Below are 23,527 nucleotides of genomic sequence, written 5' to 3'. Positions count from 1 at the left end.
CGCATAAAATGGAGGCTGCTGTCATTGTAACCGCCCGCGCGCCTGCCGTTTTCCGTAAAGTCCCCTATGTCCGCCACCGTCACCGATCTCGCCGTCCTGGCGCGCACCATTAAAGAGTGGGGGCGCGAGCTGGGTTTTGCCGAGGTGCGCATCGCCGACGTGGATCTGTCGCACATGGAAGCGCCCTTGCAGGCCTGGATCGATGCAGGGTACCACGGCGAAATGGACTACATGGCCAGCCACGGCATGAAGCGTGCGCGCCCTGCCGAACTGGTGCCGGGCACGGTGCGCGCCATCAGCGCACGCATGAATTATCTGCCGCCGGCGCTGGGGCCCGACTGGCGTGAGCACGAGGCGGCGCGCGACGCCGATCCTGCGGCAGCCGTGATTTCCGTGTATGCGCGGGGCCGCGACTATCACAAGGTCATGCGTTCGCGCCTGCAGCAGCTGGCCGAGCGCATCAAGGGCGAGATCGGCGAGTTCGGTTACCGCGTCTTCAGCGATTCGGCGCCCGTGATGGAAGTCGAACTGGCGCAAAAGGGAGGCTTGGGCTGGCGCGGCAAGCATACCTTGCTGATCAACCGCCAGGGCGGTTCCTTTTTTTTCCTTGGCGAGATCCTCGTCGACGTGCCGCTGCCCGTGGACCCGCCTGAAACGCCGCGTTGCGGCCAGTGCTCGGCGTGCATCACGGTGTGCCCGACGCAAGCCATCCTGGGGCCGTACCAGCTCGACGCGCGCCGCTGCATTTCCTACCTGACGATCGAGTTGAAGGGCGCCATTCCCGTCGAGATGCGGCCCTTGATCGGCAACAAGGTGTACGGCTGCGACGATTGCCAGACCGTCTGCCCGTGGAACAAGTTCGCCCAGCGCGCCGTGGTGCCCGATTTCGACGAGCGCCACAGCCTGGGCAGCGCGGGCATGGTGGAACTGTTCGCCTGGACGGAAGAGGAATTCAACCGGCGCATGGAAGGCAGCGCGATTCGCCGCATCGGCCACGAACGCTGGCTGCGCAACCTGGCCGTCGGCATGGGCAACGCGGCCGCCAAGGCCCGGGGCCAGGCCGATATCGTCGCGGCCCTGCTGTCGCGCCGCGAGCACCCGTCGGCCATCGTGCGCGAGCACGTCGAATGGGCGCTGGCGCTGCACGGCATCGCTTGACCCGCGTTTATAACTGCGCTTAAACCTGTTTCAGGCGCAGCGCCGACCACTCATTATCGATGGCGACCATCGCCACGCTGTCGAGTCCCACCGTTTGCGCAAAAGCGCGCAGATCGTCGCGGTGGATGTCGCTGCCTGCCTTCACGCCGCCCTTGCGGTATGCTACCCACAGCGCGCCGCCGGGCGCCAGGCGCGCCTGCGCCACTGGCAGATGCTGCTCCAGTTCCGCGCGGCTGCGCGCGAACAGCAATAGCCAGTCGGCCCGCTCTCCTTCATTCACCCGTCGCTCCGCCGGCAGCTGCGCCAGCAAGGCCGCATGCTCGCCACCGTCATTGAGCACGTCCAGGGTCTTGGCATTTTTCACAAACATTTTTTCAGCGATGGTTTTGTCGGGCATGGCATGGGCATGTGGATTGGGAGAAGACGAGCATAACAAATTCCTCCTTGACTTATCGATATATCGTTATAAAATAGAGATACCTACTAACGATATATCTTTAAAGAGAAAACATGAGAAACTCACACCACGCAGAACAGGGCCACGGCGGCCATCACCATCATCACGCCCATGGCGGCCAGCAACACCATTCCGGCGAACATCGCCACGAACATCGCCATGAGCACTTCATGCACGGTCGCGGCCCGCGCGGCTTCGACGAGCGCGGCGACGGCATGGGGCATGGCGGCCCCGGTGGCCGGGGCGGACGCGGCGAACGGGCCGAGCGCGTTTTTGGCCGCGGCGACCTGCCGCTGATCGTACTGGCGCTGATCGAAATCAGTCCCCGCCACGGCTATGAAATCATCAAGGCCATCGAAGAGCGTTGCGGCGGCGCCTACGCCCCAAGCCCCGGCGCCGTGTATCCGACCTTGACCCTGCTGGAAGAGCAGGACTATGTCACGTCGGGCGAAAGCGCCAGCGGCAAGAAGCTCTACACGATCACGGAGCTGGGACGCGCCTATCTCGACGAGAACCGCGCCCAGGTGGATGGCATCCTGGCCCGCCTCGACATGTTTGCCCGCGTCCAGGCGAAAAACGCCTTGCCCGAGCGCGTGCACCAGGCCATGCACACCCTCAAGCATGCGCTGTTGCTGAACAAGTCCAACTGGAGCGAAGCGGATGCCGAGCGCGTTTCCGCCGTGCTGGAACAGGCGGCGAACGCCATCGTCGACGGCCACTGAGCCTACTTTACAAGGATAAGTAATGACTACCGCATCATCAGCAACACCACGCCCGCATGCCATCGAGCGCGTGCGCCACGACTTGAAACTGCGCGTATTGACCGTCGTGCGCACCGAGCAGCTGACGCCGCACATGCGCCGCATCACCCTGGCCGGCGACGACCTGGAAGGATTTGTCTCGCCCGCGCACGATGATCACGTGAAACTGTTCTTCCCCGCTCCGGGCGAGGCTACCCCCGTGCTTCCCGTGCTGGGCAACGGCGCTAACCCGATCCAGTACGCGCAAGGCGCGCGTCCCATCGCCCGCAACTACACGCCGCGCCGCTACGACGCCGAACGGCGCGAGCTGGAAATCGACTTCGTGCTGCATGGCGACGGACCTGCATCGCTGTGGGCGGCGCAAGCCGCGCCCGGCCAGACCCTGGGCGTGGGCGGCCCGCGCGGCTCGATGCTGGTACCGTTTGACTTCGACTGGTATGTGCTGGTGGGAGACCAGACGGCCCTGCCGGCCATCGCCCGCCGCCTGGAACAGCTGCCGGCCACGGCGCGGGCGATTGCCGTGATCGAAATCGTCGAAGACGGCGAACAGATCGCGCTCGATTGCGCGGCGCAGCTGGACGTGCGCTGGGTGGCGCGCAATGGCCGCAAGGGGCCGCTGCTACTGCAAGCGTTGGCGCAAGTCGCCTTGCCGCAGGATGGCGACGGTTATGTGTGGGTGGCGTGCGAGCATGCGCAGGTGCAGGGCCTGCGCGGGCATTTCATCGACGCCGGTGTGCCGAAGCAGCATCTGCATGTGGCCAGCTACTGGAAGCATGGGGTGGAAGAGCACCATGAGCATCATGATGAGTGATGGTGGTGGTGGTGGTGGTGGTGGTGTCGACTTACGCGCGTTGCGCTAAGCCGACCTACCCGACCTACATTGCAATGTAGGTTGGATTAGCGGCGCGCAAGCGCCGCGTAATCCAACATTGCTGCATTACTTCAACAATCCCGCCAGCTCCACCGCCGTCTTGACCTGCATCTTGTCGAAGATATGCGCGCGGTGGACTTCCACGGTACGCATGCTGATGCCCAGCTTGTCGGCCACCACCTTGTTCATCTTGCCCGCCAAAATCAGGTCCAGCACTTCGCGTTCGCGCGTCGACAGTGTGGCCAGGCGTGCGTGCACGGCGGCCATCTCGCCTGCCTGGCGCGAGTTGGCCAGGCCCTGCTGCACGCGGTCCATCAGGTCGTTGTCGTTGAACGGTTTTTCAAAGAAATCGAAGGCGCCCCGTTTCAGGCTGTCGACGGCCATCGGCACGTCGCCGTGCCCGGTGAGGAAAATCACGGGCAGGCGTGCCGTCAGGTCGCGCTTGACCAGCTGGTCGAACAGGGCGATGCCGTTCATGTCGGGCATGCGCACGTCGAGCAGCACGCAGTCGCCGGCGGCGTCGAAGCTGCCGTCAAGGCTATCGAGGAATTGCTGGGCGCTGGCGTAGATGCGCGCGTCGATGCTGCGCGAGGCGGCCAGCCAGGACAGGGAGTCGCGTACGACCTCTTCGTCGTCAATGATATGTAGCATGGTGTCTCCGGCTTGTCGTTGTTGTCGCTTAGTGCGGCGCGCGCGGCGCAGCCGGCACGCTGAATGTAAAGATAGTACCGCCAGCGGGGTTGGCGCTGAAGGTCAGCGCGCCGCCGTGAAATTCGATGGCGGTGCGGCAGATGTTCAGGCCCATGCCCATGCCTTCGGACTTGGTCGAGAAAAACGGTGAGAATAGCCGCTCGGCCACGTCCTGCGGGATGCCGTGGCCATGGTCGATCACGTCCACCGTCACCATGCCTTGCTGCGCATCGTGGCTGGCCCGCAGGCGCATGATACGCCGTCCGGGCGCCGCATCCTGCATGGCCTCGATGGCGTTGCGCGTCAGGTTCAGCAGCACTTGCTCGATCATCACGGGATCGGCGCGCAGCAGCGGCAGGTCGGCAGGGATTTCTTCCTGGATGGTGACATAGTATTTGCGCGCCTGCAGGTCGATCAGCGCGCGGATGCCGTCGATCAGCGTGCGGATGGCGATATCCTGGCGCTGCGGTTCGCTCTTGCGCACGAAATCATGCACGCTGCGGATGATCTGGCCGGCCCGCTGCGCTTGTGCGCCGGCCTGCTCCAGCGCCGGCTTCAGGGTGTTCGGATCGACGGGCGCGCCATGCTCGATCGCGCGGCGGATCAGGTTCAGCGCGCCCGTGGTGTAGCTGGAGATGGCCGCCAGCGGTTGGTTCAGTTCATGCGCCAGCATCGAAGCCAGTTCGCCCATGGTCGCCAGGCGCGAACTCGTTTGCAGCTTTTCCTGCTGCTGGCGATTGAGTTCCTCGACCCGCTTGCGGTCCGAGATGTCGAGCACGGAGCCCATCCAGCCTGTCTGCTGGCCGTTCTTGTCCACCAGTGGCGCTTCGAAGATCAGCACGGGCACGCGCGTGCCGTCCGGGCGCTGAAAATAGGTTTCGAACTGCGGCGTGGGATTGCCGGCCAGCGCCTTGACGAAGCGCTGCTGGTATTCCTCCAGTGCTTCCGGCACCCAGTAGGGCATGGGCGGCAGGCGGCCCAGGATTTCCTCGGCCGGATAACCGACGATCTGGCAGAACGCTGGATTCACATACGTGACGCGGCCTTCCAGATCGCGCGCGCGCATGCCTGTCACCAGCGAGTTTTCCATCGCCGTGCGGAACAGCATCTGCTGGCGCAGCGCCCCTTCGGCCACCAGGCGGCGCGAAATATGCCGCCACAGGGCAAGCAAGCTCCACAGCAAACCCAGCGACAGGGCGATGACGGAGCCGACCAGTAAATTGGGCAGCAGCTTGGGCTGGCTTTTCACGCTGTCTGTAAACAGGATGATGGTGGCACCGGGCACGTCGAGCGCGCGCTTGTGCGTGTACACGCCGTGACCGGGACCGGCGGCGGCGCGCCGCGCCAGCACCTTGTCGTCGCGGTCGATCAGCGAAATCTGGTTATCCTGGGCGAACCACCACGGCACCATTTCATCGAGCAGGCTGCTGATCTGGTAGGTTGCCACCAGGCTGCCCACATAGCGCTGGCCATCGAACAGGGGCTGGTGGTAATCCATCAGCATGGCGCCTGGCGGCGCGTCGGGAAAACCGCTTTGCTGCGAAGGCTGGGCATATTGGCCCCGGTGCAGGCGGCGCGCATTGTCGGCTGCCGTCAGCGAGGCCGGGGAAAACGCCAGGGCATGCGGCAGGCTGTTGTCGCTGGTGGCCAGTACCTTGCCGCTGGTGTCGAGCCACAGCACACGCTGCAATTCGCGGCCATTGCGCAGCATCTGCTGCAGCCGTTCGTGCACTTTTTCCGCGCCCAGCGAGGCGCTGGCGATATCCACGCCCAGGTTGAACAGGCTTTCCTCGTTGCGCGCCAGCTGGAAGCGGATGGTTTGCTCCACCCACAGGGTATCGGCGATCAATTGCTCCTGGCGCTCGTTGCTTTCCATCTGGCGCGCCTGCCAGGGTAGCCAGAACAGGATGGACAGGAACAGCAGCAGCAGGATGACGGGCAGCAGCCAGCGCATCGGGCTCGATAGCTTGAAGCGGCGCGCAAGGGTGGGGGGAGTCGGCATGGCTGGCAGGGTAGCGGCTTATCGGGAGCCGGCTATTGTGGTTAACCACAATAGCCGGGGCTGTTTCTTTGGCACAATATCCAAGTAGACAAATAATAAAGTTTTTTAAAAAACCACTCAGGAGACAAAAATGCAACTGCCACAAATGAAAACCCTGTTCGTCGCGCTGTGCGCAGCCATCGGCGCCACTGCCGGCGTACACGCCTACGCGCAAGCCCCCATCGTCATCAAGTTCAGCCACGTCGTGGCGACCGATACGCCAAAAGGCCAGGCCGCCGAGCGCTTCAAGCAACTGGCTGAAAAAGCCACGAATGGCAAGGTCAAGGTCGAACTGTACCCGAACAGCCAGCTGTACAAGGACAAGGAAGAACTCGAAGCGCTGCAGCTGGGCGCCGTGCAAATGCTGGCGCCATCGCTGGCCAAGTTCGGCCCGCTGGGCGTGAAGGAATTCGAAGCGTTCGACCTGCCCTACATTTTCCCCACCAAGACGGCGCTGTACAACGTCACCGAAGGCGAAATCGGCAAGAGCCTGCTGAAAAAACTGGAACCCAAGGGTATCACGGGCCTGGCCTACTGGGACAATGGCTTCAAGGTGATGTCAGCCAACAAGCCGCTGCACAACCCGGCCGACTTCAAGGGCCTGAAAATGCGCATCCAGTCGTCCAAGGTACTCGACGCGCAAATGCGCGCGCTGGGCGCCAATCCGCAAGTGCTGGCCTTCTCGGAAGTGTATCAGGCGCTGCAGACGGGCGTGGTCGACGGCACGGAAAATCCGCCATCGAATATGTACACGCAAAAGATGCATGAAGTGCAAAAGCACGTGACCGTATCGAACCATGGTTACCTGGGCTATGCCGTCATCGTCAACAAGAAATTCTGGGATGGCTTGCCGCCCGATATCCGTGGCCAGCTGGAAAAAGCCATGCGCGAAGCGACCACGTTTGAAAAAGCCATCGCCCAGCGCGACAATGACCAGGCCCTCGACGCCATCAAGAAAGCGGGCAAGACGCAGATCTATACCCTGACGGTGCAGGAACAGGCCGAATGGCGCAAGGCGCTGGCGCCCGTGCAGAAGGCCATGGAAGGGCGCATTGGCAAGGATCTGATCTCGGCCATCAACAAGGAAAGCGCGAAGTAAGCGTTTGCTGCGCCTCTTGGCGCGGCTGGCAGGGCATCCCCTGTCGTTCCGTATCACCGGCACCTGCGCGTCCTGCGCGGGTGCCTGCGTACCCGCATTCTTTGAAAGTCCACCATGAAATTTCTGGATCATCTGGAAGAGTGGCTGATCGCGTCCCTGATGGGCGCCGCCACCTTCATCATTTTCGTCGCGGTCGTGCACCGCTACCTGGCAGGCTTGCCGATACCTGTCGTGCAGGACTTCCTGATACAAATCAATACCAGCTGGGCCCAGGAACTGTGCATCTACATGTTCGTCTGGATGGCCAAGTTCGGCGCCGCGTATGGCGTGCGCACGGGCATCCACGTGGGCGTCGACGTCTTGATCAACCGCATGAACCCCCGCTGGCGCGACCGTTTCATCGTCTTCGGCCTGGGCGCCGGCGCTCTGTTTACGGGCATCGTCGGGACTCTGGGCGCCAGCTTCGTGTGGTCGATTGGCCACACGGACCAGACTTCGGCCGACATGGAAGTGCCGATGTGGCTGGTCTACCTGGCCGTGCCGCTCGGGTCCTACCTGATGTGCTTCCGTTTCCTGCAAGTCATGGTGCATTTCATCAAGACGGGCGCCTTGCCCAAACACGACCATTCGCATGTCGAAGGCCTGGAAGAAGAATTGACGGCTGAAGAAAAAGGAGCCAAGGCATGAACGCGCTGATCATTTTTGTGTTGCTGCTGGCGCTGATGCTGACCGGCATGCCGATTTCCATTTCGCTGGGCCTGACGGTGCTCACGTTCCTGTTTACCATGACCAGCGTGCCCATCGAATCGGTGGCCCTGAAGATTTTCACGGGTATCGAGAAATTCGAGATCATGGCCATCCCCTTCTTCATCCTGGCGGGTAATTTCCTCACGCATGGCGGGGTGGCGCGGCGCATGATCAACTTCGCCAGCTCCATGGTGGGCCACTGGCATGGCGGCCTGGCGCTGGCTGGCGTGATGGCGTGCGCGCTGTTTGCCGCCGTCTCCGGCTCCAGCCCCGCCACCGTCGTGGCGATTGGTTCCATCATCCTGCCGGCCATGGTCAAGCAGGGCTATCCACGGGGCTTCGGTGCCGGCGTCATCACCACCTCGGGCGCGCTGGGCATCCTGATTCCTCCGTCGATCGTGATGGTGATGTATTCCGTCAGCACCAACACCTCCGTGGGCAAGCTGTTCATGGCGGGCGTGATTCCCGGCATGATGCTGGCGATGCTGCTGGGCTTGACCACCTGGTTTTTGGCGCGCAAGAACAACTATCCGCGCATGAAAAAAGCCAGCTGGACGGAACGCTTCGTGACCTTCAAGAAGAGCGCCTGGGGCCTGCTCCTGATCGTCATCGTCATGGGCGGCATCTACTCGGGCGCGTTTACGCCCACGGAAGCGGCCGCCATGGCTGCCGTGTACGCTTTCATCATTGCCGTCTTCGTCTACAAGGACTTGAAGATCAAGCAAGTGGGCAAGGTCTTGCTCGACTCGGCCGCCATGTCGGCGATGTTGTTGTACATCATCACCAATGCCGTGCTGTTCTCGTTCCTGATGACCAGCGAAAACATCCCGCAAGCGATGGCCGAGTGGATCACGGGCAAAGGCCTGGGTGTGATCAGCTTCCTGCTGGTCGTCAACGTGCTGCTGTTGTTGGCTGGTAACGTCATGGAACCGTCGTCGATCGTGCTGATCATGGCGCCGATTCTGTTCCCAGTCGCCATGAAGCTGGGCATCGACCCTGTGCACTTCGGCATCTTGATCGTGGTCAATATGGAGGTGGGCATGTGCCATCCGCCCGTGGGACTGAACTTGTACGTGGCGTCCGGCATCACCAAGATGGGCATTTCGGAGCTGACCGTGGCCGTGATGCCATGGCTGCTGACGATGCTCGCCTTCCTGGGCTTGATTACCTACGTACCACAAATCTCGCTGTGGCTGCCAAATTTAATTTACAACTAAAACAGTTGTCCCCGTCATGGTGCAAAAAAAGTCGATCCTGCCGAATAAATGCGCTATGATGGGCAGCCTTAAGGGGAAACACGTATATGCATATACGCCCTGGTAGCAAGGCTGAAATACAGAATTGGCAACAAGGTTGGTGGGGGAGTGGTCTATAAAAACGGTATTGATACCGGGGATATATTGAGGAGACACACGTTTCACAGAAGTTGTTGAGTCATTGCTGTCTGCCGCAACAAGCCGGCACCGGCGGACCCAAACGACCGGGAACGTGAAGCAATATTTGAAGCGCACCGACTGGTGCGCTTTTTTTTCGTGCGCGGGAAACGTCCGCCGGCACGCCCAAAGTCGGTGCATAATTCCCGTGGCGCTGTACCCAGCGCCGGCGGGTTGTATATATGCCACACTTGAATAATGATCAGCAGATGAAAAAACAACAGGGCAGTGAGCTGTTCAGTGCCATCGTGGCCGCCCCGTTTGGCGCCATGGGTGTGCGTGCGCAGGACGGCCAGTTGCGCGAACTGGTCTACCTGCCGCCGCACTTCGACGAGAAGGCGGCGCAGGATGCCGTCTCCGATCGGGCGTGCCAGCAACTGGCGCGTTACTTCCGCGATCCCGATCATGTCTTTGACTTGCCGCTGGCCGCGCTGGGCAGCGCCTACCAGCAAGGCGTATGGGCGGCGATCGCCGGCATCCCGCGCGGCCAGGTGCGCACGTATGGCGACGTGGCGCGCCTGATCGGCTCCGCGCCGCGGGCCGTGGGCCAGGCGTGCGGCGCCAACTGGTATCCCGTGGTGATTCCGTGCCACCGCATCACGGCCGCCGGCGGCCTGGGCGGCTTTGCCCACCATGACGATGCCAGCGGTTTTCATCGGGGCGTAAAGCGCTGGCTGCTGGCACATGAAGGCGTCGAGGGTTACGCATGATGAACAGCCTGCTGGCGCCGGACAACGCGACCCTGATCGATGAATTCTGCGACAGCCTCTGGCTGGAAGACGGCCTGTCGAAAAACTCGCTGGATGCCTACCGGCGCGACATGCGTCTGTTTTCGCGCTGGCTGGAAGTGGCGCGCCCCGGACGCGAGGGCCTGTATGAGGTGTCCACGGCCGATATCGAAGCGTATTTCGCCGCCCGCCACGAGGAGAGCAAGGCTACGTCGTCGAACCGGCGCCTGTCCGTGCTCAAGCGCTTCTACCAGCTGGCCTTGCGGCAGAAGCATATCGCAGCCGACCCGTGCCTGAAGATGGTTTCGGCCAAGCAGCCCGCGCGCTTCGTGCATACCTTGAGCGAAGCGCAGGTGGAAGCGCTGCTGGCGGCGCCGGACGTGAGCACGCCGCTGGGCCTGCGCGAGCGCACGATGTTGGAGCTCATGTACGCGAGCGGCTTGCGCGTGTCGGAACTGGTGGACTTGAAATCCGTGGAGCTGAGCCTGAACGATGGCGTGCTGCGCATCACGGGCAAGGGCAGCAAGACGCGCCTGGTGCCCTTCGGTGAGCAGGCGCGGCTGTGGATCGAGCGCTACCTGAAGGAGGCGCGCGGCGTCATCCTCGATGGCCAGATGGACGATGCGCTGTTCGTCACGCGGCGCGGGGGCGCCATGACGCGGCAAATGTTCTGGGTCATCATCAAGAAACACGCGCTGAACGCCGGCATCACGGCACCGCTGTCGCCGCACACCCTGCGCCACGCGTTCGCCACCCATTTGCTGAACCATGGAGCGGACTTGCGTGTTGTGCAATTGTTACTGGGGCACTCCGATATTTCCACCACGCAGATTTACACACATGTGGCCCGCGAACGGCTGAAACTGCTGCATGCGCAGCATCATCCGCGAGGCTAAACATTTGGTGTTTGGTCCAATTACGTCATAATGTGCCTTTGTGCTTATCTGTAACATCTAAAAACTAAAGAGGTAGTAAATGGCCAAGACAAATTTCCAATACGAAAAACGGCAAAAAGAGCTGGAAAAGAAGAAGAAAGCCGAGGAAAAAGCCAGGCGCAAGCTGGAAGCGAAGAACAATCCCAAGCCGGCCGATGGCAGCGAGGGCGATGAGCCGGAAGCGGACGACGCCGATGACGCTACCGACGCGCCAGCTCAGCCGCAGTAATTCCCCGTTCCTGATGACCGGTGCGGCATCGCCGCGCCGGCTTCTCCTCGTCCTACCTTCTACCCGCTATAAGCTCGGCCGCTGGCCGATCGCCAGTTGCAGCTGCGTGCTGGCGATGGCGGCATCGGCGCGCGCCTGTACATAGCCCTGATAAGCGTCATCGGCTGAACGCTGTGCCGCCAGCCATTCCAGCAGCGACGCATTGCCTTTGACGTAGGACAGGCGCATGCCGTCCACCACCTTTTGCGCATCGACCAGTACGCCGTCACGGTAGCGCGCCAGCCTGTCCTGCGCCGCACGCAGCTGGCGCTGCGCCGTGCGCACTTGCGTCTCCGCTTGCAGTTCCGCCTGGCGCAAGGCCAGCATCGCTTGCGTGACGCCCGCCTCCGCCTGCACCACGTCGCCCTTGTCGCGCCGCGACAGGGGAATGGGGATGGCCAGCGACAGGCTCAATGCGCGTGAGCGGGGTGACCCATCGACGGGATTGCCGCTGCCATCGATGCCGTCATGGTAGCCGCGCGCGGCGGCAAGGCCCAGCGTGACGGTGGGATCGACGGAGCGGTTGGCGCTCACCAGCGCCGCGCCGTCGCGCAGATTGTCCAAGGTGGCGCGGGCAATGCGTACGTCGCTGCGCGCGTCGAGCGCCTGCGCCACCAGTACGCTGGCATCCTTGTTCTCATACGCGGCGAAGTCGCATGCCAGCTGCGCGTCCGGAAACAGCGCATCGAGCTGGCGCCCCAGGGGCGGCGACAGGGCCAACATGGCACTGTCCGCCTCGCTGCGCGCCTGTGCCAGCTCGGCCTGGAACTGGTCGCGCTCCACGCGCGACTGCAGCAGTTCGATGCCGCCCACGTCGCCTGCCTTGCGCCGCACGGCGTTCGCTTCCACCACCGTCGACAGGGCCGCCATGGTCTGTCGCTTGCGCGCGGCAACTTCGCGCGTGCGGCACGCTTCCGTGAACGCGGCGGCGGCGGTGCCGTACAGTTCGCTCCTGAAGCCAGCCACCGTCTCCTCGGCCAGCGCGACATTGCTGTGCGCCGCTTTCAACCGCGCAGCGCGCTTGCCGCCCGTCTCGATGGCAATGCTGATGGCCGGGTTCCATGTGATGGGGCGGTGCTCGACGCTGCGCACGGTTTCGCGCGTGGCGCCCAGGGTGAATTCGGGATCGGGACGCAGGCCGGCGATGCCGATGCCCGCCTTGGCCGAGGTGATGCTGGTCTGCTGCGCCTGCAGTTCCAGGCTGTGGCTTTCCACTGCGGCCAGATAGGTCTCGAAGCTCAAAGGGGCGGCAATGGCGCCGGGCGCGATCAGCCAGGCCGCCAGCAGTACATTAAAACGTGTCATGGTTCACTCCTTTGTCTGTCAGGCGTTTTTGCAGGTGCGCCTCGATCAGGTAATACAGGGCTGGCAACAGCAGCAGGGTCAGTGCCGTCGCCGTCACCAGCCCGCCCACCACCACGGTGGCCAGCGGGCGCTGCACGTCGCTGCCCAGGCCCGTCGCCAGCATGGCGGGCGTCAGGCCCAGGGCGGCCACGGTAGCCGTCATCAACACGGGGCGCATGCGGTCGCGCGCGCCTTCCAGCACGGCCTCGCGCAGGCTGCGGCCTTCGTCGGCGCGCAAGCGGTTGATCTGCGCCAGCATCAGGACGGCATTCAATACCGCCACGCCGAACAGGGCGATGAAGCCGACCGCGCTCGACACATTCAAGGTCATGCCGCGCAGGTGCAGCGCGGCAAGGCCGCCCAGCATGGCCAGCGGCACGGCCAGCAAGACCAGCGCGGGCTGGCGCAGGTTGCGGAACTGGCCAAACAGCAGCAAGAACATGGCGCCCAGGGTCATCGGCAAGATCAGGGCCAATCGGCTTTGCGCGCGCTGCAGGTTTTCGAACTGGCCGCCCCATTCGACGCTGATGCGCTGGTGCTCGTTGGCCACGGCTTGCGCCACCAGGGGACGCGCTTCGGCCAGGAAGCCGGCCAGGTCGCGTCCACGGGCATTCAGGCGCACGATGATGTGGCGCCGTCCCATTTCGCGCACGATGACGCTTTCGCCCGAGGTGGTGCTGATGCTTGCTACCTGCGCCAGCGGAATCCTGGCGCCATTGGCGGCGGTGAGCATCAGTTTGGCGACGGCGTCCGGGTCGGAGCGCGCGGCGGGCGGGAAGCGTACGGCGATGTCATAGCTTTTCTCGCCCACGTAGACCTGGCCGATGGGCGCGCCGCCGATGCCGGTGGAAATCAGGTCGGCCACGTCGGCCGCGTTGATGCCGTAGCGGGCCGCCTTTGCCCTGTCCAGTTCCACTTTCAGGTTGGGCAGCGGCGGCTCCACGTCCACCGCCACGTCGGAGGCGCCATGGACAGTCTTCAGGACATTGGCCACCTTGCCGGCGATGGCGCGCACTTCATCGAGGTCATTGCCGAAGATTTTCACCGTCAGGTCGCTGTGCGCGCCCGATAATTTATCCTGCACGCCATCGATCATCGGCTGCATGAAGGCCACCGTGACGCCTGGCATGCGGGTGAAGCGCTCGTTCATTTTTGCGATCAGCTGCTGCTTGCTCAGGCCCGATTTCCAGCTCTTGTACGGATGCAGGCCCACGCTGGCCTCGATGTGCGACGGCGTCCAGTAATCGGTGCCGTCGTCGTTGCGCCCCGTCTGCGTGACGATGGTCGACACTTCAGGGAACTCCAGCGCGGCGCGGCGCAGTTCACTGGCCATCTCGGATGCCTTGTCCAGGGTGATCCCGGGCGGCATCTGTACCTGCAGCCATAGGGAACCCTCATCGAGATAGGGCAGGAAGTCGCGCCCTATGCCCCCGCCCAGGACGGCCAGGCCCGCCAGCGAGGCGGCGCACACCATCGCCACCCAGCGCTTCCTGCCCACCATGCGCTCGAGGAAGCGGCCATAGGCGGCCGCCAGCTGTTCCAGCACGCGGTGATGGAAGGTGCGGCGCGGCTTGCGCAGGGCCAGCCAGGCCAGGCCCGGAATCAGCACCAGCGCCACCACCAGCGCGCCCACCAGCGCCGCGCCCACCGCATACGCCATCGGCGAGAACAGCTTGTATTCGATGCGCTGGAAGGCGAACAGGGGCAAGTAGGCGGCGATGATGACGGCCATGCCGAACATGATGGGGCGCGCCACCTGCAGGGTCGCCTCGATGGCGTCCTGCAGGGTGAGGGGCCGATCCTGCTCGCGCTCGCGGCGGCGCAGCATGTTCTCCAGTACCACCACGGAACCATCGACGAGGATGCCGAAGTCGATCGCCCCCAGGGATAGCAAATTGGCGGGAATTTTAAAATGGTGCATGAAGATGAAGGCGATCAGCAGTGCCAGCGGTATCGTCAGCGCGACGATGGCGGCCGCGCGCGGACTGCCCAGGAACAGCAGCAGCACCAGCGCGACCAGCAGCATGCCTTCGCCCAAGGTATAGCTGACCGTGTGCAGGGTGGCGTCGATCAGCGAGCTGCGGTCCAGGTAGGGCACGACCTTGACGTCCTTCGGCAGCAGATTGTCATTCAAATCGTCCACCGCCGCATGGATGCCTGCCAGCGCCTCGGACGGATTGAAGTCCTTCAGCAGCAGGGTGATGCCTTCGATGGTGTCGGGATTGTCATCCTTGCCAAGGATGCCGCGCCGCTCCACGTTGCCGTAGGCGAGCTTGCCCAGGTCTTTCACCAGCACGGGCACGCCGTTCTTGCTGCTGACGACGACATTGCCCATGTCGTCGAGCGAGTGCAGCAAGCCCACGCCGCGCACGACGTACGATTGCTGGCCGCGGTCGATGACGCTGCCGCCGCCACTGATGTTGTTGGCGTTGATGGCGTCCTTGACCTGCGCCAGCGAGAAGCCGTAGCTGTCCAGTTTTGCAGGATCGAGTTCCAGCATGAACTGTGTCGTCAGGCCGCCGAAATTGCTGACGTCCGCCACGCCGCGTACCTGCTGCAGGCGCGGGATTACGCTCCAGAACTGCAGCTCGGACAGTTCGCGCAAGGACCGCGTTTTCGATTCCAGGGTGTAGCGGTAGATCTCGCCCGTGGGCGAAGTGTAGGGATCGAGCCCCGGTTTGGCATCGTACGGCAGGTTCACGCTGGCGAGCCGTTCCTGCAGCCGTTCGCGCGTGAAGTAGCCATCGCTGCCATCCTCGAACACTACCGTGATCAGCGACAGCGCGAACAGGCTGCGCGTGCGCAGCACATGCATGCCCGGTGTGCCCATCAGGGCGCGCTCCAGCGGTATCGTGATCTGCTGCTCGATTTCCTCGGCGCCCAGGCCCGGCACCTGCGTGACGATTTGCGAGGTGACGTCGGCGATGTCGGGATAGGCTTCGATGGGCAGCTGCTTCCAGCAGTAGACGCCGTAGGCGGCGACGAACAGCAGTACCAGCCAGACGATGCCGCGCCGCTGGCAGCAGGTGGCGATGAAACGGTCAATCATTGAGCAGCACTCCTTCCTTGACGACGATGCGCTCGCCCGCCTTCAGGCCAGCGAGGATTTCCACCTGCCCGCCATGGCTGGCGCCCACTTCTACCGTGCGAGGCGCGAAGCGTAGCGGGCCGCGTTCGACCATCACGCGCGTCGACGGCCCGCTTTGCAGCACGGCGGACGCTGGCACCAGGATGGCGCGGCGGCTGGCGCCGGAAAACAGCGCGTGGGCGAACATGCCCGGCTTGAAGGTGGCGGCACGGTTGTCGATGGCTACGCGCACTTTCACCGTGCGCGTCTCGGGATCGAGCACGGCGCCCACATACGCGACCTTGCCTTCGAAAGCCTTGCCGGGCCAGGCATCGACGGTGATGCGGGCTGTCTGGCCCACGGCCACCTGCGCCAGGTCCCTTTCAGCCACGTTGGCCGACAGCCACACGGTGGACAGGTCGGCCACCGTCATGACGGGGGCGTTGATATCGTTCCAGTAGCCGCCCTGGGCACCGTCCATGGCGATCACGCTGCCGGCAATGGGCGAACGCAGGACGTAGTCGCGGCGCGAACCGCGTGCGCCGGCACCGTACTGGGCCAGCTTGTCGGCGCTGGCCTGTGCGTCGCTGGCGGCCTGGTCGTAGGTCGCCTGGGCCGATTCGTACTCCTTGCGTGCAGTGATCTCCGCCTCGAACAGGGTCTTCTGGCGCTGCAGTTCCTGGCGCGCCTGCAGCAGGGCGGACTTCGCCTTGCTGTCGTCCGCGTAGGCGGCGCTCAGTTCCGCCGAGTCCAGGGTGAACAGCGGGTCGCCCGCCTTGACGCTGTCGCCCAGGGCGCGTTGTAGCCGCGTGATGCGGCCGGCCAATGGCGGCGTGATTTTCACCATTTTTTCCGGCATGGCTTCGATGCTGCCCGGCGCATCCGTCTGCGTGGCGATGTCCTGTTCCAGTACGGGCGCGATCTGCAGGCGCTGGCGCAGCGGCGACATCTTGTCGACGGCGATACTGCCATCGTCCAGATGCGTCGCTTGGGTCTGCGGTATGGCCGCTGGCGTCGGTTTGGCGCAGCCGGCCAGGGCCGAGCAGGCGAGAGCGAGCGCGCAGCTGGCGCCCAGGGCGTTGCGGGTGGTCGTGTTCATCCCGTGTTTCCTTGTTATTGATGGTGAGGGGCATGCGTGGATGCCGTGCCCAGGCGGGCGGTCAGAGGGGGGCGCAGCTAGCGTCACACGAACGGGGTCACTACAGCGCCGGGAAAGCATAGCAATGCCGTCCTGAAGAAGCGCCCAAGTTCGCCTGAATCATTCTTCAGGTTCGGTGCGCGTACGGTACGGCGCGGTAAAATGCCAGCATGGAAAACACGGTGCAATGGGAAAGGCGGGCATGAGAATTCTTCTGGTGGAAGACGACCGCAAGGCGGCGCGCCTGCTGGCGCGCGGCTTGCAGGAAGAAGGCTTTGTGGTCGACGTGGCACACAGCGCCGAGGAAGGCGAGGATGAAAGCTACGCCGTCGATTACGACCTGATCGTGCTGGACTGGATGTTGCCGGGAAAGCAGGGCATCGATTTTTGCCGCGATTTGCGCGCGCGTGGGATCCAGACGCCCGTGCTGATGCTTACCGCGCGCGACGCCACAGTCGACCGGGTGGCGGGCCTGAACACGGGCGCCGACGATTACCTCACCAAACCGTTCGAATTCGAGGAACTGCTGGCGCGCATCCGCGCGCTGCTGCGCCGCTCCGACATCAGCCGCCCGCTGGTCCTGGCGCTGGCCGACCTGACGCTCGATCCTGTCAGCCACCAGGCGATGCGCGCCGGCGCGCCGCTGGTGCTGACCCCCAAGGAATATGCGATTCTATTGATCCTGCTGCGCCAGGCGGGCGAGGTGGTCAGCCGCGCGCGCCTGGCCGAGCAGATTTGGCAGGCGGACCTGATCGGCATCGACAACCTGATCGATGTCCACGTGCGCAACTTGCGGGGAAAAGTGGATGCGCCTGGCCTGCCGCCATTGATCCATACGGTGCGCGGACGCGGTTTCCGCCTGGCGGAAAACAGCGGTGGCTAGCTTTCGCAAGCGCCTGCTGCGGGTGCACCTGGCCGTCATCGTCGCCATCGTTGCCTGTACCGCCCTGGCCGGCTACTGGGGCCTGTCGCGCGCCGTGCATGGCCAGCTCGACGCGGCCCTGCTGGCGCTGGCCGAGACGGAAATGGCCATGCTGCCGGCCGCGCCGCGCCAGCCCGTGCAGGTGCACGAGGTGGCGTCGGGACTGGCGCCGCCGTCTTTGATGCGGCTAGACCGCCTGGTGCAGATCATCGATGGCGAAGGCCGCGTGCTGGCGCGCAGCCGCAACCTGGAGGCGGCGCAGCTGCCGGCGCCACCGGCCCTGCTGGCGCGCCTTGCGGCTGGCGACACCGTCTTTGAAACCTTGCCCAAGTTTGGCGAGGAGCCGCTGCGCATGGTTTCCATCCCCGTACTCACACCCGGTTCGCGCCTGGCGGTGCAGGTCGCAGGTTCGCTCGACGACGTCAACCACGTGCTGGCCGCGGCCACCGTGCTGTTTGGCGCCATGGCGCTGGCCTTGCTGGCGGCCGTGGGCCTGGCAGGCGAAATGCTGACGCGCCGCGTGCTGGGCGCCATCGACGACGTGGTGCGGCAGGCGCATTCGATCGGCGAGGCCAGCCTGCACCAGCGGCTGCCGCATTCCGGCACGCAAGACGAGATCGGCCGCCTGGTCGATACCTTGAACGCCATGCTGGACCGCCTGGAGCACGGCTACGATGCGCAGCGCCGCTTTACGGCCGATGCCTCGCACGAACTGCGCTCGCCCCTGTCGCGCCTGCGCACGGAAATCGAAATCACCCTGCGCCGCCCGCGCGAGGCGCCCGAGTATGTCGATGCGCTGGCGTCCTGCCTCGATGAAGTGCAGCGCCTGACGACGCTGGTGGAAGAATTGCTGATGCTCACGCGCCTCGATGCGGGCCAGGAGCGCAATGCCGTGGAAACCATCGCACTCAATCCCCTCGTGCGCGCGGCCGCGCAGCGCCTGGAAAAGGCGGCAGCGCAGCGCGGCATCCGCATTGTCTTCAATGAAGGCGTGGCCGTGCACGCGCGGGTGGCTGCCGGCCCGGTGGACCTGGTGCTGGCCAATCTGCTGGATAACGCCGTGAAGTTTTCGCCGCCCGACAGCGTTATCAGCGTACAGGTGTCGCGCGATGGCGAGCATGCGCTGGTGGGCGTGGCTGATGCGGGACCGGGCATAGGCGTGGAAGACTTGCCGCATCTGTTTGAACGTTTTTACCGGGGCGCCCAGGCGCGCGCGGGCGAGGCGCCCGGCTTCGGCCTGGGCCTGGCCCTGTCGCAAGCCATCGTGCACGCATACGGCGGCAGTATCGAGGCGCAGAACCGCCCCGGTGGTGGCGCGCTGTTCATCATGCGCCTGCCCGCTTCAAGCTGACGGCGCCACGCCTTCCCAGCGCACCTGCCGCACTTGCGGCCAGGCGCCCGCGCGGTTGACGAAGCGCACCAGCACGGCGCGCTGCACGGCCTGGCACAGCACCGTGGCGATCAGGCGCACCACCTGTCGGGCTTCGTCCCAGCTGCGCAGCATCTGCGACGGCGCCAGGCCCGCTCCCTTGAGTTCTGCCAGCAGCAGGCGCACCACGTGGTCGGCTTGCGCCGCAGGGCAGGTGACGGTCAGGCGGTAGGTTGCCACGACAGGACCGCGCCGGGCAAACCAATGGAAGAATTTTTTCATCATCACACTCCCCGCTCGGCGACAAATTCCGCATTGTTGACCAGCGCCCAGCGCACGGCCGAGACGCTGCCTTCCAGGCTGACCTGGCTGACGATCTGCTCCAGCAATCCCAGGCTGGACAAAGGTGTGAGCAGGTCGGCGCGCACTTCGATGCGTCCCGCCTGCGCCGCGTCTTCGCTGTGCAAGGATTGCAGCATCAGTGCCGGCATGCCGCTGATTAAGCGCAGCATCAGCTTGCGCACCTGCACTTCCTGCTCCGCCTCGCACACGGCCGTGACGCGGTAGATGCTTTCCGTCTCGATGCCCGCTTCGCTGCCATGGGCGTTGATGCGTTGCGCCAGGTGGCGCAGCACCAGGTTGGCGACCAGCACGAAGCCCGTGCCGATCGCCGCTTCCAGCGCGAAACCGAGTCCGCACAGCACGCCGATGGCGGCCGAGCACCACAGGGTGGCGGCCGTATTCAGGCCGCGCACCGTCATGCCTTCGCGCATGATGACGCCGGCACCAAGAAAGCCGATGCCCGACACCACCTGCGCGGCGATGCGCAGATGGCCGTCGGGATCTCCTTCGAGCACGGAGACCATCACGAACAGCGAGGCGCCGACGGACACCAGCGCGTTCGTGCGCAGGCCCGCCATGCGCTGGCGCAGCTGGCGTTCGGCGCCGATCATGGCGCCCAGGGTCAATGCTGCGGCAACGCGCAGCGCAAAGTCAAATACCACCATCAGTTTCTCCCGGCTGGGGAGGCACAGGCGAGTGCAAGGGCGAAGACAATTCGCCCCGATAGGGGGCAGCAGACGATAACGGTGGAACGATGAGGAGGGAAGTGGCGGCGAATGTGCATCGCCGCTGGTAAAACCGCACCTTGCCATGGGCAAGGCGGGCGGAATGCGCGCGTCTTGCCTAAGGCCGATCGCCGATGGTCAATCGACTACTGTCACTGGAACAAGCACCCACGAGTCACTCCATATCATTGATAACGGGGGACAGTCTAGCCAGTGGTGCCGCTTTGGTCAACTGAAGCTCTCTTCAGGAAGCCGCCGCGTCGTCCCCGCCAATGCGGGGACGGTGAAGGCGACCGGTCAATCAGTGGGCGTGTGCTTTGCCGTCGTCGGCGGCATCCGCGTGGGCATGCTCGCCGCCGCCGCTGCCGCCGAAAAAGCGCGCGGCGCGCTTGCCCAGGCTGTCGAGGTAGGTGTAGGCGACGGGCACCACCACCAGGGTCAACAGGGTCGAGGTGATGACGCCGCCGATGACGGCGCGGCCCATCGGCGCCTGCGATTCACCGCCGTCGCCCATGCCGATGGCCATCGGCAGCATGCCGAAGACCATCGCCAGTGTCGTCATCAGGATGGGGCGCAAACGCACTTGCCCCGCTTCCATCAGCGCTTCGAACTGTCCCAGGCCTTCGCGCTGGCGCTGGTTGGTGAAGTCCACCAGCAGAATCGCATTCTTGGTGACCAGGCCCATCAGCATGATGAAGCCGATCACGGAGAAGATGTTCAGGGTGCTGCCCGTAATGAGAAGGGCCAGCAGCACGCCGATCAGGGACAGCGGCAGGGACACCATGATGGCGATCGGCTGCAAAAAGCTGCCGAATTGCGAGGCCAGCACCAGGTAGATGAAGATCACGGCGATACCCAGCGCCATCATCGCGCCGCCCATGGTTTCAGCCATCTGCTGCGCATTGCCGGCCACGTCGAAGCGCACGCCCGGCGGCAGGTCGATGGACTTGATGGCTTTCTGCACGTCGGCGTCGACGTCGCCGGCAGGGCGGCCCTGCACGCCCGCATAGATGGCGACGCGGCGCTGCAAGGCCTGGCGTTTCAGCACCTGTGGGCTGGACGACGGCACGAAATCGACCACCTGGCGCAGCGGAATCATGACGGGCTTGCCGTTCGCATCAAGCTTGCTGGACGCCAGCGACAGGTCGGCCAGGTCGGCCACCTTTTGCCGGCCCGACTTGGGCAGCTGCACGTTGACGTCGTAGTTTTGCCCGTCGGACGCCAGCCAGTGGCTGACCGTGTCGCCCGCCACGAACGGACGCAGGGCATTGCCGATCTGCTGCACCGACAAGCCCAGGTCGCTGGCCAGTTCGTTGTTGATCTTCACCGTGGTCGACGGGTTGGCGCCTTCCTGGCTGTATTCCATGTCGGCCAGGCCCTTGATGGTGCGCATCTTGTCCATCAGGCGGTGCGCCACTGCATCGAGCTTGCCTTCGTCGGTGCCGAGGATGGCGATGAAAATGGGGCGGTTGCCGACCGACAGGGTGATGCCGGCAATCGGCGCCAGGCGTTCGCGGATCAGCTTTTCCAGTTCCTGCTGCGAGCGGCGCTTGTGCGTCTTGATATCTGTCAGCTTCAGGTTCACTTCGGCCGCGTTGCGTCCATCGGGCGTGCCGATATTGGCCACCAGGCTGTCGATTTCGGGGAATTCCTTCAAGGCTGCTTCCACCTGGCGCACTTTGGAATCCGTGTAGTCGAGGCTGGAGCCGACGGGCGTCTTGAAGCGCAGGTTGACCCAGCCCTGGTCCGTTTCCGGGAACATCTCGCCGCCGATCATCGGCACGAGCATCAGGCTGCCCACGAACAGGGCCAAGGCGGTGGCCAGCGTCGTCTTGCGCCAGCGCAGGGCCACTTTCAACACCTTGCCGTACCAGACGTGCAGGCGGTCGATGCCCGTCTCTAACCAGGCCATGAAGCGGCCCAGCCACGGCGCATACTTGAAGCGGTCCTTGACGGGATCGCGCCAGACGGATGACAGCATGGGGTCGAGCGTGAAGCTGACGAACAGGGAGACGAGAACGGCGACGGCGACGGTGATGCCGAACTGCAGGAAGAAGCGGCCGATGATGCCGTCCATGAAGGCGACGGGCACGAACACGGCGACGATGGCGAACGTGGTAGCCATCACGGCCAGGCCGATTTCATTGGTGCCGTCGTTGGCCGCCTTGTAGTGATTTTTCCCCATGCCCAGGTGACGCACGATGTTTTCGCGCACCACGATGGCGTCATCGATCAAGAGGCCGATGCACAAGGACAGCGCCATCAGGGTCAGGAAATTCAGCGTGAAACCAAACGCCTTCATGGCGATGAAGCTGGCCAGCACGGAGATCGGCAGGGTCAGGCCCGTGATGATGGTCGAGCGCCACGAGTGCAGGAACAGGAAGACGATCACCATGGTCAGCACGGCGCCTTCGATGATGGTTCGCTTGACGTTATTGAGCTGGCTTTGCACGCGCTCCGATTCGTCGTCCAGCACGCGCAGCTTGATATCGGGCGGCAGGGTCTTTTGCAGGTCGGCAGCCACTTTCAGGATGCCTGTGCCCACTTCGACCACGTTGGCGTCCTGCACCTTGGTGATTTCCATGGTCACGGCTTGCTGGCCGTTCATGCGCGAGATCGACAGCTCTTCCTGCTCGCCGTCGACGACGGTGGCCACCTGGTCGAGGTAGACGGGGCCGACGGCGCGGCGCGCGACGATGATCTTGCCGAATTCGCGCGCATCCTTGATCTTGCCTTCCACGCGCACCAGTTGTTCGGCCGCGCCATGGCTGATGGAGCCGGCCGGCAGGTTGGTATTCGTCGCCTGGATGGCGCGGATGACTTCATCGACGCCGATGCCCTGGGCATTGAGTTCGATGGGCTTCATGCTGATGAGGATCTGGCGCGCGCGCAGGCCGCGCAGCTTGACTTGCCCCACGCCGGCCACGCCCTGGAAGCGCTTGCTGATGATCTGCTCCGTCATGGTCGACAGCGAGCGCAGGTCATGCCCGGTCGATGTCAGCACGATGGTGGCGATGGGGCGCTCGTTGTCGCCTTCGGCGCGCGCGATGAACGGGTCCTTGGCTTCCTTCGGGAAGCGCGGTCGCACCAGGGCCACCTTGTCGCGCAAGTCCTGCATGGCCTTGTCCATGTTGGTCGACAGCTCGAATTCCAGGTAGACGCCGGCGCGTCCTTCCCACGAGTTGGCGCGGATGGTCTTGATGCCGCTGACGGTGTTGACGGCGTCCTCGATAGGGCGCGTGATGTCGTTTTCCACCGCTTCGGGCGAGGCGCCCGGGTAGTTCACTTCAATGGCGGCGAACGGGAACTGCACGCTGGGCATGCTTTCCACGCCCAGGCCCCGGTAGGAGAAGATGCCCAGCACCACCAGCGCCACCATGACCATGGTGGCGAAGACGGGGTTTTGAATACTGACTTTGGTCATCCACATGG

20 protein-coding genes are annotated in these 23,527 nt (G+C 64.1%); 11 read left to right on the top strand and 9 right to left on the bottom strand.

The window, feature by feature from the left end; genetic code table 11:
* Positions 1 to 66 precede the first annotated feature (66 nt).
* Positions 67 to 1,158, top strand: a complete 1,092-nt coding sequence (gene queG, locus CLU92_RS16060) for a tRNA epoxyqueuosine(34) reductase QueG (RefSeq protein WP_101482707.1) — start codon at positions 67 to 69, stop codon at positions 1,156 to 1,158.
* Positions 1,159 to 1,177: 19 nt separating this feature from the next.
* On the opposite strand, the gene CLU92_RS16055 is transcribed toward queG, so the two are convergent.
* Positions 1,178 to 1,555, bottom strand: a complete 378-nt coding sequence (locus CLU92_RS16055) for a DUF3052 family protein (RefSeq protein ID WP_101482706.1) — start codon at positions 1,553 to 1,555, stop codon at positions 1,178 to 1,180.
* A gap of 230 nt (positions 1,556 to 1,785) precedes the next feature.
* Between CLU92_RS16055 and CLU92_RS16050 the strand changes: the two genes are divergently transcribed.
* Complete coding sequence (locus CLU92_RS16050; RefSeq protein WP_101482705.1) at positions 1,786 to 2,337, top strand: PadR family transcriptional regulator; 552 nt, start codon at positions 1,786 to 1,788, stop codon at positions 2,335 to 2,337.
* Positions 2,338 to 2,359: 22 nt separating this feature from the next.
* Positions 2,360 to 3,187, top strand: a complete 828-nt coding sequence (locus CLU92_RS16045) for a siderophore-interacting protein (protein ID WP_101482704.1) — start codon at positions 2,360 to 2,362, stop codon at positions 3,185 to 3,187.
* Positions 3,188 to 3,313: 126 nt separating this feature from the next.
* On the opposite strand, the gene CLU92_RS16040 is transcribed toward CLU92_RS16045, so the two are convergent.
* The gene (locus CLU92_RS16040) at positions 3,314 to 3,898 is read right to left on the bottom strand and encodes a response regulator transcription factor (RefSeq protein WP_101482703.1); all 585 of its coding nucleotides are present in this window, start codon (positions 3,896 to 3,898) and stop codon (positions 3,314 to 3,316) included.
* Between the two features lie 28 nt (positions 3,899 to 3,926).
* Positions 3,927 to 5,939, bottom strand: coding sequence for a PAS domain S-box protein (locus CLU92_RS16035; RefSeq protein ID WP_243857940.1), 2,013 nt, complete (start codon positions 5,937 to 5,939; stop codon positions 3,927 to 3,929).
* A 145-nt stretch (positions 5,940 to 6,084) separates the two neighbouring features.
* Here CLU92_RS16035 and CLU92_RS16030 point away from each other — a divergent pair, with 145 nt between their 5' ends.
* The 6 genes from CLU92_RS16030 to CLU92_RS16005 all read left to right on the top strand — a co-directional run bounded on the left by CLU92_RS16030 (position 6,085) and on the right by CLU92_RS16005 (position 11,149).
* Positions 6,085 to 7,077 (top strand): TRAP transporter substrate-binding protein, encoded by a 993-nt coding sequence (locus CLU92_RS16030; RefSeq protein ID WP_101484717.1) that lies wholly within the window; start codon positions 6,085 to 6,087, stop codon positions 7,075 to 7,077.
* Positions 7,078 to 7,191: 114 nt separating this feature from the next.
* Complete coding sequence (locus CLU92_RS16025; RefSeq protein ID WP_071075592.1) at positions 7,192 to 7,764, top strand: TRAP transporter small permease; 573 nt, start codon at positions 7,192 to 7,194, stop codon at positions 7,762 to 7,764.
* Entirely contained in the window at positions 7,761 to 9,041 is a 1,281-nt protein-coding gene (locus CLU92_RS16020) for a TRAP transporter large permease (protein ID WP_101482701.1), read from the top strand. The genes CLU92_RS16025 and CLU92_RS16020 overlap by 4 nt, the downstream gene beginning before the upstream one ends.
* 425 nt (positions 9,042 to 9,466) lie before the next feature.
* Complete coding sequence (locus CLU92_RS16015; protein WP_101482700.1) at positions 9,467 to 9,967, top strand: methylated-DNA--[protein]-cysteine S-methyltransferase; 501 nt, start codon at positions 9,467 to 9,469, stop codon at positions 9,965 to 9,967.
* On the top strand, positions 9,964 to 10,881 hold the full coding sequence (gene xerD / locus CLU92_RS16010) for a site-specific tyrosine recombinase XerD (RefSeq protein WP_180338532.1): 918 nt from the start codon (positions 9,964 to 9,966) through the stop codon (positions 10,879 to 10,881). The genes CLU92_RS16015 and xerD overlap by 4 nt, the downstream gene beginning before the upstream one ends.
* A gap of 79 nt (positions 10,882 to 10,960) precedes the next feature.
* Positions 10,961 to 11,149 carry a hypothetical protein gene (locus CLU92_RS16005; RefSeq protein WP_101482699.1) on the top strand — a complete coding sequence of 63 codons (189 nt, stop codon included), beginning with the start codon at positions 10,961 to 10,963 and terminating at the stop codon, positions 11,147 to 11,149.
* 66 nt (positions 11,150 to 11,215) lie between these two features.
* Here the strand turns inward: CLU92_RS16005 and CLU92_RS16000 are convergent, their stop codons facing one another.
* The 3 genes from CLU92_RS16000 to CLU92_RS15990 are packed head-to-tail and all read right to left on the bottom strand — an operon-like array spanning position 11,216 to position 16,698.
* Positions 11,216 to 12,493 (bottom strand): TolC family protein, encoded by a 1,278-nt coding sequence (locus CLU92_RS16000; protein WP_101482698.1) that lies wholly within the window; start codon positions 12,491 to 12,493, stop codon positions 11,216 to 11,218.
* Positions 12,480 to 15,581, bottom strand: a complete 3,102-nt coding sequence (locus CLU92_RS15995) for an efflux RND transporter permease subunit (protein WP_101482697.1) — start codon at positions 15,579 to 15,581, stop codon at positions 12,480 to 12,482. Before CLU92_RS15995 ends, CLU92_RS16000 begins: the two co-directional genes overlap by 14 nt.
* Complete coding sequence (locus CLU92_RS15990; protein WP_101482696.1) at positions 15,574 to 16,698, bottom strand: efflux RND transporter periplasmic adaptor subunit; 1,125 nt, start codon at positions 16,696 to 16,698, stop codon at positions 15,574 to 15,576. Before CLU92_RS15990 ends, CLU92_RS15995 begins: the two co-directional genes overlap by 8 nt.
* Before the next feature lie 241 nt (positions 16,699 to 16,939).
* Between CLU92_RS15990 and CLU92_RS15985 the strand changes: the two genes are divergently transcribed.
* Positions 16,940 to 17,620: a response regulator transcription factor gene (locus tag CLU92_RS15985; protein WP_101484715.1), complete on the top strand. Its 681-nt coding sequence runs from the start codon at positions 16,940 to 16,942 to the stop codon at positions 17,618 to 17,620.
* Complete coding sequence (locus tag CLU92_RS15980; RefSeq protein ID WP_101482695.1) at positions 17,613 to 19,010, top strand: cell wall metabolism sensor histidine kinase WalK; 1,398 nt, start codon at positions 17,613 to 17,615, stop codon at positions 19,008 to 19,010. The genes CLU92_RS15985 and CLU92_RS15980 overlap by 8 nt, the downstream gene beginning before the upstream one ends.
* On the opposite strand, the gene CLU92_RS15975 is transcribed toward CLU92_RS15980, so the two are convergent.
* The 3 genes from CLU92_RS15975 to CLU92_RS15965 all read right to left on the bottom strand — a co-directional run bounded on the left by CLU92_RS15975 (position 19,002) and on the right by CLU92_RS15965 (position 23,525).
* On the bottom strand, positions 19,002 to 19,313 hold the full coding sequence (locus CLU92_RS15975) for a hypothetical protein (protein ID WP_101482694.1): 312 nt from the start codon (positions 19,311 to 19,313) through the stop codon (positions 19,002 to 19,004). The two genes, CLU92_RS15980 and CLU92_RS15975, sit on opposite strands and share 9 nt — an antisense overlap.
* The gene (locus tag CLU92_RS15970; RefSeq protein WP_099762251.1) at positions 19,313 to 20,035 is read right to left on the bottom strand and encodes an MgtC/SapB family protein; all 723 of its coding nucleotides are present in this window, start codon (positions 20,033 to 20,035) and stop codon (positions 19,313 to 19,315) included. Before CLU92_RS15970 ends, CLU92_RS15975 begins: the two co-directional genes overlap by 1 nt.
* A 361-nt stretch (positions 20,036 to 20,396) precedes the next feature.
* A complete protein-coding gene (locus tag CLU92_RS15965) occupies positions 20,397 to 23,525 on the bottom strand; it encodes an efflux RND transporter permease subunit (RefSeq protein WP_101482693.1) in 3,129 nt (1,042 codons plus the stop codon).
* Between the last annotated feature and the right edge of the window lie 2 nt (positions 23,526 to 23,527).

It is taken from the genome of Janthinobacterium sp. 61 (assembly GCF_002846335.1).
Lineage (GTDB): Bacteria > Pseudomonadota > Gammaproteobacteria > Burkholderiales > Burkholderiaceae_D > Janthinobacterium.
Note: the sequence above shows the minus strand (reverse complement) of the source record. Positions and strands in the feature narration are given on the sequence as shown.

What these genes read in the sequence shown, in the direction of transcription:
- CLU92_RS16020 (WP_101482701.1), top strand. Translation starts at nt 7,761, where the DNA reads ATGAACGCGCTGATCATTTTTGTGTTGCTGCTGGCGCTGATGCTGACC.
- CLU92_RS16035 (WP_243857940.1), bottom strand. Translation starts at nt 5,939, where the DNA reads ATGCCGACTCCCCCCACCCTTGCGCGCCGCTTCAAGCTATCGAGCCCG.
- CLU92_RS16025 (WP_071075592.1), top strand. Translation starts at nt 7,192, where the DNA reads ATGAAATTTCTGGATCATCTGGAAGAGTGGCTGATCGCGTCCCTGATG.
- CLU92_RS16040 (WP_101482703.1), bottom strand. Translation starts at nt 3,898, where the DNA reads ATGCTACATATCATTGACGACGAAGAGGTCGTACGCGACTCCCTGTCC.
- xerD (WP_180338532.1), top strand. Translation starts at nt 9,964, where the DNA reads ATGATGAACAGCCTGCTGGCGCCGGACAACGCGACCCTGATCGATGAA.
- CLU92_RS16050 (WP_101482705.1), top strand. Translation starts at nt 1,786, where the DNA reads ATGCACGGTCGCGGCCCGCGCGGCTTCGACGAGCGCGGCGACGGCATG.
- queG (WP_101482707.1), top strand. Translation starts at nt 67, where the DNA reads ATGTCCGCCACCGTCACCGATCTCGCCGTCCTGGCGCGCACCATTAAA.
- CLU92_RS16055 (WP_101482706.1), bottom strand. Translation starts at nt 1,555, where the DNA reads ATGCCCGACAAAACCATCGCTGAAAAAATGTTTGTGAAAAATGCCAAG.
- CLU92_RS15975 (WP_101482694.1), bottom strand. Translation starts at nt 19,313, where the DNA reads ATGATGAAAAAATTCTTCCATTGGTTTGCCCGGCGCGGTCCTGTCGTG.
- CLU92_RS16005 (WP_101482699.1), top strand. Translation starts at nt 10,961, where the DNA reads ATGGCCAAGACAAATTTCCAATACGAAAAACGGCAAAAAGAGCTGGAA.
- CLU92_RS16030 (WP_101484717.1), top strand. Translation starts at nt 6,085, where the DNA reads ATGAAAACCCTGTTCGTCGCGCTGTGCGCAGCCATCGGCGCCACTGCC.
- CLU92_RS15985 (WP_101484715.1), top strand. Translation starts at nt 16,940, where the DNA reads ATGAGAATTCTTCTGGTGGAAGACGACCGCAAGGCGGCGCGCCTGCTG.
- CLU92_RS16000 (WP_101482698.1), bottom strand. Translation starts at nt 12,493, where the DNA reads ATGACACGTTTTAATGTACTGCTGGCGGCCTGGCTGATCGCGCCCGGC.
- CLU92_RS15995 (WP_101482697.1), bottom strand. Translation starts at nt 15,581, where the DNA reads ATGATTGACCGTTTCATCGCCACCTGCTGCCAGCGGCGCGGCATCGTC.
- CLU92_RS15990 (WP_101482696.1), bottom strand. Translation starts at nt 16,698, where the DNA reads ATGAACACGACCACCCGCAACGCCCTGGGCGCCAGCTGCGCGCTCGCT.
- CLU92_RS16045 (WP_101482704.1), top strand. Translation starts at nt 2,360, where the DNA reads ATGACTACCGCATCATCAGCAACACCACGCCCGCATGCCATCGAGCGC.
- CLU92_RS15970 (WP_099762251.1), bottom strand. Translation starts at nt 20,035, where the DNA reads ATGGTGGTATTTGACTTTGCGCTGCGCGTTGCCGCAGCATTGACCCTG.
- CLU92_RS15965 (WP_101482693.1), bottom strand. Translation starts at nt 23,525, where the DNA reads ATGTGGATGACCAAAGTCAGTATTCAAAACCCCGTCTTCGCCACCATG.
- CLU92_RS16015 (WP_101482700.1), top strand. Translation starts at nt 9,467, where the DNA reads ATGAAAAAACAACAGGGCAGTGAGCTGTTCAGTGCCATCGTGGCCGCC.